Below are 11,844 nucleotides of genomic sequence, written 5' to 3' on the forward strand. Positions count from 1 at the left end.
GGCGTTAGATCACCCGAAAACCATGGGTGCCGTCGCGGGCCAGCTGATCCACCAGGCCGTACTCCCACTCCAGATAGGCCTGCATGGCCTCTGCGGAATTATCGGTCCCTTCATAGGGTCGGCGATAGCGATCCCGGCGCTCGACAGCGAGGCCGGCGTCGCCATGGGCCAGCGGCAGACCGGCGGCGATCCACGCCAGCGTCCCGCCGCGCAATACCTGTACCGGCTTACCGGTTAAGGCTGCCACCTCGGGCGCCGCGTAGCGGGCCAGCAGGCTGCTGCCGCAGGTCACCACGTAACGTTGAGCGGGAGGGATCGCTTCCAGGGCCTGGCGCAGCTGCGAGCGCGTCAGCCACCACGCGCCGGGGATATGGCGGGCGACAAAGTTGGCGCTGGTGGTGAAATCGAGCACCACCGTACCGGGGTCGTCCAGCTGTTGCGCCAGCTGCGCCGGGCTTATCTCCGCCGCCTGCGGGGCGGGGGGCACTTCGGCGGCTGGTACCCCGCGCTCGCTCAGCTGGCTGGCCGACAGGGCGTTCAGCCGCGCCGTCTCCCAGCCCATCTGCGCCAGCCACGAGCCGGTTATCGCCGCCCGGACGCCATCGTCATCCAGCAGCACGATTCGCGCCCCTCGTACGCTGGCGAAGTGATCGGTCTCCTGCACCAGCTGGCCGCCTGGCGCGCTCAGGCTGCCAGGATAGTGGCCCGCCGCGTACTCCTCAGGGCTGCGCACATCAAACAGGAAGGTGGTGCGGTCGCTCTGCTGCAGCCAGCGTTGCAGGGTCGCCTCATCAATGACCGCCACCCCGGCCCGTTCGGCGAGATGCGCCACCTCGGCGGCCCGGGCGCCAGAGGCGCGGGCGGAGGGATCGTATTGCCGCTGCTGCTGGTGCGCCAGCGTCTGGCCGGCCAGCGTCCAGCCGATAGTGCCATTGCGCAGGGCATGGACCGGGTTCGGCACGCCGGCGTTGATCAGCGACTGGGTGCCGATGATGCTGCGGGTGCGTCCGGCGCAGTTGACGATCACCGGCGTTTGCGGGGAGGGCGTCAGGCTCTCCACCCGCAGGGCCAGCTCGCCGCCGGGCACGCTGATGCTGCCGGGGATGCTCATGGTCTGGTACTCATCGAAGCGCCGGGCGTCGACGATCACCACCTCCTGTCGGCTGTCGATGAGCGCCTGAACCTCCCGGGCGCTGAGCGACGGCGTGTGACGCACGCTTTCCACCAGCTCGCCAAAGGCTTTACTGGCGGAGTTGACGTCCTGAAACAGCTCGCCGCCGCTGCGGCGCCAGCCGGCGAGACCCTCGGCCAGCAGGGCCACATCCTGATAGCCCCAGGTCCGCAGTTGTTCGACGGCGATCTCCGCCAGCCCTTCGCCATTGTCGTAGACGGTGATCGGGGTGGTGAAGCGCGGTATCCGCCGGCGCACCTCCAGCTCCAGTTTGCTGAGCGGCAGATTGACGGCAAACAGCGGATGAGCGGTGGCGAAATTGGCCTCTTCACGGACGTCGATGAGCGCCAGTTCACGACGGTCGAGCAGCGCCTGGCGGATCCCGGCGGCCTGTCGGTAAGCGTAAGTGGACATAATGGTTATCCTTGGTGTTCGCGGGAGGGATCCCAGATGTTGGGCACATGGCGGTTGGCGTAGCCGGAGATAAACGGTTTTTGCTGGCCTTCCGGGGTATACACCGCGCGCTTCACCGCGCCGATGTTGCCGCCGTAAACATGAATGCTGATGGAGACGCGATCCGCCAGCGCATTGCTGACGCGATGAATATCGCCATCGTCAACGGAGACTTTCTCCACCTGGCCTGCCTGCAGGAGCGTGGCGGCGCCCAGCGGCCGCGGTATGCCGTCTGCATCCAGCTGGTAGCGTTGATTCTCCTCCGCGCCGCGCAGCATACCAATGGCCCCCCATACCCGGTGGTCATGGATCGGCGTCGCCTGTCCCGGCCCCCAGACGAAGCTGACGATCGAGAAGCGCTCCCCGGAGTCGGCATGCAGCAGATACTGCTGGTAATGGTGCGGGTGCGGCAGGGTGTACTCTTCCGGCAGCCAGTCGTCGTGACGTACCAGCGCCGCCAGCCGTTGGGCCACGGCGTCAAGCAGCGGCGCGGTCTGGTGGTGTTCACGGTGCAGGCGATCAACCTCATGAATAAAATGGCGTAATTTTTCCAGTCGTGGTCCAGTCATGTGCGGTTCCTGTCAGAGGGACTGGTCAAAACGCTAACAGAGGCGTTAATATTATTTAAATGCAATTTACGCATATATTAATATGCAAATTACACATAAGGATCCTATGCGCATCGACGATATTGACGCTCTGCTGGCCACGGTGCAGTTTTCTTCCCTCAATCAGGCGGCGGACTATCTGGGGATCACCCAGTCGGCTATCACCCGGCGCCTGCAGCGTCTGGAGCAGGAGCTGAACGTCACGCTGTTGGCGCGTCAGACCCGCCCGCTGACCCTGACCGCCGCCGGTCAGCGGGTGTACGAGCAGTGCCTGAGCATTAAGCGCGAGACGAAAAAGCTCTACAGCCTGTTGGATCCGCAAGGCGAGCCGCGCGGCGCGCTGCGTCTCGGCGTACCGCAGAGTATCAGCGAGATCGCGCTGCCGGCGGCGCTGGCGGCGCTGAGCCAGCAGTTTCCCGCACTGTCCCCGCAGGTCGCCTGCGGCTGGAGCGGAGAGCTGCAGCGCCGGCTGGAAAACGGCGAACTGGACGGCATGCTGGCGATGGGCCCCGCCCAGCAGACCCTCGCCGAGGGCTACAGCGGGCGCCTGCTGTGTCCCCTGGAGGTGGTGCCGATTGCCGCCCGGCGTCTGAATCTGCGGGCGTCGTCGCTGCGGGAGTGCGTCGAACAGGGCTGGATCCTTAACCCCGATGGCTGTGGACTGCGCGCCGGGCTCATCCGCGAGCTGCAAAGCCAGGGTCTGCGCCTGAAGCTTAACGTCGAGAGCGCGGGCGCCCAGCTGCAGATGGCGCTGGTGGCGCAGGGACTGGGGCTGGGTCTGGTGCCGCGGGCGGCGCTGGCGGCCAGCCCGTGGCGTGACGAACTCGAGGTCGTCAACCTCAGCGACTTTCAGCCTGCGGTGTCGCTGTGGCTGATCCACGCCCGGTATCTGGCAAACCTGCAGTCGCCGCTGACCTTTTTCGCCAGCAAAGTGGTGCAGCAGCTGAAAGTATCCGACTGAAAGCACTATGTATTTTCGTTTAATGCCAGTCTTGCATATTAAGATATGATAAAAATGCATTTTGTTCATTAACACACCCTGTATAGGGTAATGACCAGCGCCGCCGTCGCGGCCACTCCATTACCCTGACGCAAGGAGTTGTTCATGAGCATTCAGTTTCTCGGCATGATTGGCCATCGCCTCTCTTCCGAAACGATTGCCCCGGTGGGGCCGATCTTTGACCGCGACTATATCGTTCGCTTTGCGCAAACCCATGAAGCCGCCGGGTTCGATCGCCTGCTGGTGGGTCACTGGTCCGATCAACCCGACGGCTTTCTGGTGACCGCCCTGGCCGGACTGTCGACGCAGAAAATTCAGTACCTGCTGGCCCATCGCCCCGGTTTTGTCTCGCCGACCCTTGCCGCGCGCAAATTCGCCACCCTTGAGCATCTGCTGGGGGGCCGACTGGCGGTGCATATCATCAGCGGCGGCAATGACGCCGAGCAGCGCCGGGACGGCGATTACCTCGACCACGACCAGCGCTATGCCCGCACCGACGCCTTCCTTGACGTCGTACGCCAGGTGTGGACCAGTGAGCAGCCGGCAGATATTCACAACGATTTTTATCAGGCCGAACAGGCCTGGTCAGCCATTCGTCCGCTGCAAAAGCCGCACCTTCCCATCTACTTCGGCGGTTCGTCGGAAGCGGCCATCGCTGTCGCCGGCAAACACGCTGACGTCTTCGCCCTGTGGGGCGAGTCGCTGGCGCAAACCGGCGAGACCATCCAGCGCGTGCGCGCCGAAGCGGCGAAACACCAGCGTGATATTGGCTTCAGCGTCTCGTTCCGGCCGATTATCGCCGACAGCGAAGCCGAGGCCTGGGAGAAAGCCGAGCATATCCTGCACGTCGCCACCGAGCAGGCGGCGCAGCGCGGGGGCGGGTTCAAGGCCAAACCGGACAGCATCGGCGCCCAGCGGCTGCGGGCCACCGCCGCGCAGGGCAGAGTGGTGGACAAACGCCTGTGGACCGGCATCGCCCAGCTGGTGGGCGGCGGGCATAACTCCACCGCGCTGGTAGGCACCCCGGAGCAGGTGGCCGATGCGCTGCTCGACTACTACGACCTCGGGGTGCGCAACTTCCTGATCCGCGGATTCGACCCGCTGAACGATGCGGCAGACTACGGCCGGGCGCTGCTGCCGATCGCTCGTGAAAAAGCCGCGCGGCGTGCGGTGGCGGAGCGCGCATCGTGATCCATCCTGAGCGCGACGACTGGGCGCAGCAGCTGACGGCGGTACGCCAACAGATGGCGGAGCAGGCGGCCAGTCTTGACGCCAGCGGCGACTTTCCCTGGCGCAATATCGACCCGCTGCGCGCGGGGGGCTGGTTAAGCCTCGCCGTGCCGCGTGCATACGGCGGCGCGGGCGCCAGCCTGGCCCAGCTGCAGCAGGCCATCGCCGCCATCGCCTGGGGTGAGCCGGCGACGGCGCTGATCGTCTGCATGCAGTATCTGCACCATTTGCGGCTGGCGGAAAACGACGCCTGGCACGCGCCGCTGCGCCAGCAGGTTTTTCATGATGCCGTCGAACACGGCGGCCTGATCAACAGTCTGCGCGTTGAGCCGGATCTGGGCTCCCCGGCGCGCGGCGGCCTGCCGGACACCGTGGCGAGCCGCCGCGCGGACGGCTGGGATATCAACGGCCATAAAATCTATACCACCGGCATTGAAGGGCTGCGCTGGCTGGCGGTTTGGGCGAGAAGCGATGAGAACCCGCCGCGGGTGGGCACCTGGCTGGTGCCTGGCGACAGCCCGGGGATTAGCGTGGTGAAAAGCTGGGATCACGCCGGGATGCGGGCTACCGGCAGCCATGAGGTGATTTTTCGCCACGTGCGGCTGGCGGCAGAGCATGCGGTGGATGTCTGGCCGGTCGATGCGCCACCCGCCTCCCAGGCGGAACCGTTGCGCCTGTTCGCCAACCGACAGACGGCATTGCTGGCGGCGATCTATGACAGCATCGCCCGCGCCGCTCACGACTGGCTGGTGAGGTGGCTGGCGGGGCGGGCGCCCGCTGGTCTCGGCCATCCGCTTTCCCGCCTGCCGCGGGTGCAGGAGAAGGTCGGGCAGATCGCCGAACTGCTGTTGGTTAACCGCAGTCTGCTGGAGCAGGCCGCCGCGCTGCGCTTTTCCGCCATCGAGGCCAACCTGGCGAAAGTCACCATCACCGACAACGCCATTCAGGCGGTGAATATCGCGCTCGAGCTGACCGGCAATCATGGCCTCAGCCGACAAAACCCGCTGGAACGCCACTACCGCAATGTGCTCTGCGGCCGGGTGCATACCCCGCAGAGCGACAGCGCCTGGCTGGCAGCCGGCCACTTCGTCTTTCAATCACAAGGATAATCACGATGCGTCTATCATTCTCAGGCCGGGTGGCGGCAGCGCTGATGCTGCTGGCGCTGGGCGGTTACGCGACGGCGCAGGAGCGGCTTACCCTGCGCATCGCCGATCAAAAAGGCGGCATGCGTTCGCAGCTGGAGGCGGCCAACGCCCTGCAAAACCTCCCCTACGACATTAAGTGGGCCGAATTTCCGGCCGCCGCGCCGCTGGCGGAAGCCCTTAACGCTGGCGCGGTGGACGCGGGGATCATCGGCGATGCGCCGCTGCTCTTCGCCCTGGCTAACGGCGCGCCGGTGAAAGCGATCGCCGTGGACAAAAGCAACCCGGCGGGGACCGCGGTGCTGGTTTCTCCCGGCAGCGCGATAAAAACCGCCGCCGGGTTAAAAGGCAAGCGCATTGCCACCGGCAAAGGGTCGATTGGCCATTTCGTGGCGCTGAAAGCGCTCGAGCAGGCGGGGATTTCACCGAAGGAGGTGCAGTGGGTGTTCCTCGGTCCGGTGGACGCCAAAGTGGCGCTGCTTAACGGTTCGGTGGACGCCTGGGCGACCTGGGAGCCCTACACCACCCAGATGGTGAAGACCAACGAGGGGCAGATCCTGGTGAGCGGCAAAGGGCTGCTGCCGGGGAATACCTTCCTTGCGGCAACGGATTCAGCGCTTAACGACCCGAAAAAGCGCGCCGCGCTGCAGGATTATCTCCAGCGCCTGGCCGGCGCCGAGCGCTGGGCCTACGCCAATCTCGACAGCTACGGCAAAACGCTGGGGGAGATCATCCGCTTCCCGGCGGAGATCGCCCGCGCGCAGTTTGCCAACCGCCAGTCGCAGTGGCAGTCTCTGGCGGAGGAAACGGTGACCCAGCAGCAGGCGACGGCGGACTTTTATCTCGCCAACGGCCTGATCCGCACCCGGCTGGACGTGAAGCCGACCTTTGACCCCAGCTTTAGCGTGCCCGCCGGGCCGGCCCACGCGGAGGTAACGCCATGACCCCGTCCGCTTTTTCCCGTCGTCGTTTTTTAAAGCTAAGCGGTGGCCTGGCGCTGGCCGGGGTTTCCCTGCCGCTGTGGGCTCACGATATGGCGGAGATGGCCAGCGGCGATGCTCATCCGGCGCTGCGCCTGCCGCAGCCGTACAAGATCAAGCTGGCGATCAACAAAAGCGCGGTTTGCCTCGCGCCGGTCGCCGTCGCCGAGCAGCAGAAGATTTTCAGTAAATATAACCTCGACGTTGAGTTTGTTAACTTCGGCAACTCCACCGATGTGCTGCTGGAGGCGATCGCCACCGGCAAGGCCGACGCCGGGGTGGGGATGGCGCTGCGCTGGCTGAAGGCGCTGGAGCAGGGCTTTGACGTCAAGCTCACTGCCGGGACCCATGGCGGCTGTCTGAACCTGCTGACGGCCAAAGCGTCGCCGTTCAACGGCCTTGAGAGCCTGAAAGGGCAAACCATCGGCGTCACCGACATGGCCGGGCCGGATAAAAACTTCTTCGCTATCCTGCTTAAGCGCCACGGTATCGATCCGATAAGCGACGTGCAGTGGAAAGTCTACCCGGCGGATCTGCTCAGCGTGGCGCTGGATAAGCGCGAGATCGCCGCCATCAGCGGCAGCGAGCCGTTCAGCTATCGGCTGCTGGAGACCGGCAAGTATCAGCTGATCGCCAGCAATATGACCGGGGACTATGCCAATCTGAGCTGCTGCGTGCTGGGGGTGAGCGGGAGCCTGGCGCGGGACCATAAACCGGCCGCCGCGGCGCTCACCCAGGCAATCCTTGAAGCGCACAGCTATGCCGCCGAACACCCGGAAAGCGTGGCGCAATCTTTCCTCGCCCATGCGCTCAACACCAGTGAAGCGGAGGTAAGCGGCATTCTGCACGGACAGGGGCACGGCCACCACGCGGTGGGGGAGGCGTTTGTGAAAGAGCTGACGCAGTATGCGGTCGACCTGCAGCGGGTGCAGGTGATCAAACCGGGTACCGATCCCCATGAGTTTGCGGAGAGTATCTATGCCAACGTATTCGCCTGAGCAGGCGCTGGCGCGCCCAACCGGCCGCGCGCCGCTGTGGGGAGAAGGGCTGCTGGCCGCCGCGCTGTGGCTGCTGGGCGGTCTGTTCACCCTGGCCTGGCCCGATGCCGGGCGGCGCTGGCCGTTTAGCGAGGGCTGGGCGCTGGCGCAGTTCGCCTTCGGCGGCGGCTTGCTACTGCTGGCGCTGAGCTATCGCTACTGGCGAGCGCGCGGCGCGCGCGTGCTGCATGCCGGCAAGTGGTTGGCGCTGCTGCCGGTGCTGTTCGCTGCCTGGGAAGGGCTGACCGCCAAGAGCGGCGTGCTGCCGGTGCCGTTTTTCGCGCCGCCGCAGGCGCTGATCGAGGTGCTGCACGACGACTGGCCGCGTCTGCTCGACAGCCTGCTGCACTCCCTGGGGCTGCTGGGGCTTGGGGTGCTGCTCGGCACCAGCAGCGGGTTCGTCACCGGTCTGGCCATTGGCTGGTCGCAACGGATAGGCTACTGGGTCCATCCGGTGTTACGCCTGCTGGGGCCGGTGCCGTCCACCGCGCTGCTGCCGCTGTGCCTGTTTATCTTTCCGTCAAGCTTCGGCGCCAGCGTGTTTTTGATTGCGCTGAGCACCTGGTTCCCGGTCACGGTGCTGACCTGGTCCGGGGTCATCGGCATTGACAGGGCGTGGTACGACGTGGCGCGGACCCTCGGCGCCAGCCAGCGTTTCCTGATCCTGCGGGTAGCGATCCCCGCCGCACTGCCGAACGTCTTTGTCGGCCTGTTTATGGGGCTTGGCGCGTCGTTTTCGGTGCTGATTGTGGCTGAAATGGTCGGGGTGAAGTCGGGGATCGGCTTCTACCTCCAGTGGGCCCAGGGCTGGGCGGCCTATCCCAATATGTACGCCGCGCTGCTGGTGATGGCCTTGCTGTGCTCCGGTCTGATTAGCGGATTATTTATGCTGCGCGATAAGCTGCTGAGCTGGCAGCGGGGAGGGATGCAATGGTAACCGCGACGTCAGGTTCGCAGACGATAGCGCGCGGCGCGGCGGTATCGATAAGCCATCTTCATCACGCGTTTACGCTCGGCAAACAGGCGGTGCCGGTGCTGGAGAATATCAGCCTGCAGCTGCGGCCAGGGGAAAGCGTGGCGCTGCTGGGCCCTTCCGGCTGCGGTAAATCCACCCTGCTGCGGCTGCTGGCCGGGCTGGAAGCCCCGCAGAGCGGACAGATGCAGTTTGACGGCGCGCCGCTCGGCGCTCCCGGGCCGGAGCGCATACTGGTGTTTCAGGACCCGACGCTCTATCCCTGGCTGACGGTGCGGCAGAACGTGCTGCTGGGCCCGCAGGCGCAGGGCAAAAGAGGGCTGGAAGCAAAGGCCGACGCGCTGATTGACCGCATCGGTCTGCAGGCCTTCAGCGAGGCGTGGCCGCGGCAGCTGTCAGGGGGGATGGCGCAGCGCGCCGCGCTGGCGCGCGCGCTGTTGAACGAGCCGCGCCTGCTGCTGCTCGACGAGCCGCTGGGCAAGCTGGACTCGCTGACCCGCATCAGCATGCAGCGGGAGCTGATCGCCCTCTGGCAGCAGCAGGGGTATACCAGCCTGCTGGTGACTCACGATATCGAAGAGGCGCTGCTGCTGTGCGAGCGGGTGCTGGTGATGTCGCCGCGTCCGGGGCGGATTATCGCCGAGTTCGCGCTGCCGCTGGCCTTTCCCCGCCACCGCGATAACCCGCAGCTGCTGCAGCATCGTCAGGATATATTGCGCATCCTCGGCCAGGAGGAGGACTGGTAGGGTAAACGCATTCCCCGGTGGCGGCTGCGCCTTACCGGGCCTGGGAGCTCCACAGAAGGGGAAGGACCGTAGAACGTAGGCCGGTGCAAGCGCAGCGCCGCCCGGCAATGGACATCCGGCGCCATGCGCCACGTTTTGCCCGGTGGCGGCTGCGCCTTACCGGGCCTGGGAGCTCCACAGAAGGGGAAAGAACGTAGGCCGGTGCAAGCGCAGCGCCGCCCGGCAATGGACATCCGGCGCCATGCGCCGCGTTTTGCCCGGTGGCGGCTGCGCCTTACCGGGCCTGCGAGTTCGAGAGGAAGGGGAAGGACCGTAGGCCGGTGCAAGCGCAGCGCCGCCCGGCAATGGGCATCCGGTGCCATGAGAAAGATTAAAAATCCATCTTCACCGTGAACTGTACCTCACGCGGATCGCCAATCTGATTGCCGAGGTTATTGGTGCCGATGGAAGAGGTGTAATAGGTCTTATCAAACAGATTCTTCACATTCACCTGCAGCGTCACCGGATACTGCAGCTTCATCTTATAGGCGGCGAACACGTCCGCCACCGCATAGCCCGGTAGATAATAATCCGCGCCGTTGGTGCCGGAGCGCTTGCTGAGCGCATGGCCGCCGCCGCCTACCGTCAGGGTGTTGCTGTTGTAGACGTTATGAATGTCATAGGTCAGGAACAGCGAACCGGTGTGTTTCGGTACGTTCGGCAGCGGTTTCCCGGCGTAATCCGGATCTTCCAGCACTTTGGCGTCGGTGTAGCCGTAGCTGGCGATCACGCTGAGGTTATCGGTGATGGACCCCGCCAGATCCACTTCCACGCCCTGGGAACGCACCTTGCCCGCGGTTTTGGCCACCGTCTCATCGCCAATGCTCTCGGTGTACAGCACATTGCGCTTATGAATATCAAACAGCGCGATATTGGCGGTAATGCCCTCCAGCAGGTCGAATTTGGCGCCCACTTCGTAGGAGGTGGACTCTTCCGGCGGCAGCTCGCCGATATAGCTGGCGATCGACGACTGCGGCATAAACGACTGGGCGACGTTGGCGAACAGCGACACGTTCGGCGTCACTTTGTAGACCAGGCCGGCTTTCGGCGTCCATTTCTCATCGCGGCTGTCGGTATTGACGTTAAACGGTCGGCCTTTACCGGCGTACTGGGTGTAATACTGGTAGCGCACGCCGGCGACGGCGATCCAGTTGTCGGTCAGGTACAGCGCGTCCTGCACGTAAGCGGCATAGCTCTCCTGCTGGATCCGCTGATCGCTGTCGGACGCGGAGACGGTATTGCAGGTGTCGAGGGTGCCGTAGACCGGATGATAGATATTAAAGCCTTTCACGTTCTTGCAGCGCAGCATATCGGTGCGCAGCAGATCGTAATTCTCATAGGCGACGCCGGTCAGCAGTTCGTTATAAAAGCCGCCCACCACCACGTTGCCCTGCAGGTCGGCGCGGGTCGAGTGCATCTTCTGCGTGGAGCCATGGGTTCCATCGACCCGGCGGGTCAGGTTGCCGGTCGCCGAATCATAAGCCATTACTCGCGCCTGGTTATCGTTATAGTGATCCTGGCTGTAGCTGTAGTCGAAGCGCGCGGTCCAGGCGTCGTTCAGGCGATACTCGGCGTTGAGCTGGGCGAGGTCGGAATAGCCATCGGTAATATTAAACGCTTCATCGAAGCGGGTTTTGCGATCGACGTTCACCGCATGGCCGGTATTCAGATCGAAAATAGTGCCGCGGTCAAAGGGCGCGCTGTAGTCGCGGTGCGAATAGGACGCGGTCACCGTTGCCCGGTCGCCAAACCAGGTCAGGGAAGGGGCGATAAAGCGGCTTTTGTTTTTACCGAAATTGCGCCAGTAATCTTCATTCTGATAGTCCCCAATCAGCCGGTACGCCAGATTTGTGCCTTCGATGGGGCCGGTGACGTCGACGCTGCCGGTACCGCCGCCAAAGCTGGTGGACGTCGCGGAAACCGAACCGGAGAACTGCCGCTCCGGACGTTTGGTGATGACGTTGATCAGCCCGCCGGGGTCGAGAATACCGTACAGCGTCGAGGCGGGTCCCTTCAGGACTTCCACCCGTTCGGTGGCGGCGTTAAAGCTGCGCGGCAGAACGGTGCGCAGGCCGTTGGTCATGATCGAGCCGTCGCGGTTAGCGCCGAAGCCGCGGCGGGTAAAGGCGTCCTGGGTGCCGCCGAGGGTGTTGGTTTGCACCACGTTGGCGACGTTATACAGCGCCTCGTCGAGCGAGGTGGCGCGCTGATCTTCGAGAACCCGGTCGCTGACGGTATTCACCACCTGCGGAATATCCAGCAGCGGCATCGCGGTCAGCGTCGCGGTAGAGGAGCTGAGCGGTTGATAGCCGCTGGTGGCGCTCTGCTGGGCGCCGTCGGCCACCACGGTGATGGTCTCTTCCGCGTCGTTGTTACCTTTCGCCGCGTTATTTTCCGCGGCCATTAATCCCGGTGAGGCTAAAAAAAGAAGCGAAAAAAGCGCCCGCCCTTGCAACGAGGTG

Annotated in this window: 9 protein-coding genes and 1 pseudogene; 7 read left to right on the forward strand and 3 right to left on the reverse strand. The window is 64.5% G+C overall.

All coding sequences use genetic code 11. The features are described 5' to 3' along the window. Positions 1–4 precede the first annotated feature (4 nt). Positions 5–1,585, reverse strand: a complete 1,581-nt coding sequence (locus L2I46_RS01535) for a rhodanese homology domain-containing protein (RefSeq protein ID WP_236947485.1) — start codon at positions 1,583–1,585, stop codon at positions 5–7. Between the two features lie 5 nt (positions 1,586–1,590). Beyond that, positions 1,591–2,193: a cysteine dioxygenase gene (locus tag L2I46_RS01540; RefSeq protein WP_032453221.1), complete on the reverse strand. Its 603-nt coding sequence runs from the start codon at positions 2,191–2,193 to the stop codon at positions 1,591–1,593. Positions 2,194–2,299: 106 nt separating this feature from the next. Between L2I46_RS01540 and L2I46_RS01545 the strand changes: the two genes are divergently transcribed. From L2I46_RS01545 to L2I46_RS01575, 7 genes and pseudogenes are all read left to right on the forward strand, one after another. After that, positions 2,300–3,193: a LysR family transcriptional regulator gene (locus tag L2I46_RS01545; RefSeq protein ID WP_065805485.1), complete on the forward strand. Its 894-nt coding sequence runs from the start codon at positions 2,300–2,302 to the stop codon at positions 3,191–3,193. Between the two features lie 144 nt (positions 3,194–3,337). Beyond that, positions 3,338–4,433, forward strand: a pseudogene (locus L2I46_RS01550) (LLM class flavin-dependent oxidoreductase). Continuing rightward, positions 4,420–5,571, forward strand: a complete 1,152-nt coding sequence (locus L2I46_RS01555) for an acyl-CoA dehydrogenase family protein (protein WP_236947486.1) — start codon at positions 4,420–4,422, stop codon at positions 5,569–5,571. The pseudogene L2I46_RS01550 and the gene L2I46_RS01555 overlap by 14 nt, the downstream one beginning before the upstream one ends. A gap of 5 nt (positions 5,572–5,576) precedes the next feature. Beyond that, positions 5,577–6,551, forward strand: a complete 975-nt coding sequence (locus L2I46_RS01560; RefSeq protein ID WP_085551001.1) for an ABC transporter substrate-binding protein — start codon at positions 5,577–5,579, stop codon at positions 6,549–6,551. Continuing rightward, positions 6,548–7,585, forward strand: coding sequence for an ABC transporter substrate-binding protein (locus L2I46_RS01565; RefSeq protein WP_085551002.1), 1,038 nt, complete (start codon positions 6,548–6,550; stop codon positions 7,583–7,585). The genes L2I46_RS01560 and L2I46_RS01565 overlap by 4 nt, the downstream gene beginning before the upstream one ends. Next, the gene (locus tag L2I46_RS01570) at positions 7,566–8,561 is read left to right on the forward strand and encodes an ABC transporter permease (RefSeq protein WP_064154467.1); all 996 of its coding nucleotides are present in this window, start codon (positions 7,566–7,568) and stop codon (positions 8,559–8,561) included. Before L2I46_RS01565 ends, L2I46_RS01570 begins: the two co-directional genes overlap by 20 nt. Next, positions 8,555–9,343, forward strand: a complete 789-nt coding sequence (locus L2I46_RS01575; protein ID WP_017901271.1) for an ABC transporter ATP-binding protein — start codon at positions 8,555–8,557, stop codon at positions 9,341–9,343. The genes L2I46_RS01570 and L2I46_RS01575 overlap by 7 nt, the downstream gene beginning before the upstream one ends. A gap of 370 nt (positions 9,344–9,713) precedes the next feature. Here L2I46_RS01575 and L2I46_RS01580 read toward each other — a convergent pair whose 3' ends face one another. Next, a complete protein-coding gene (locus L2I46_RS01580) occupies positions 9,714–11,786 on the reverse strand; it encodes a TonB-dependent siderophore receptor (protein ID WP_074423154.1) in 2,073 nt (690 codons plus the stop codon). Positions 11,787–11,844 lie beyond the last annotated feature (58 nt).

It is taken from the genome of Klebsiella sp. 2019SCSN059, assembly GCF_021739525.1.
Classification (GTDB): Bacteria; Pseudomonadota; Gammaproteobacteria; order Enterobacterales; family Enterobacteriaceae; genus Klebsiella; species Klebsiella quasipneumoniae.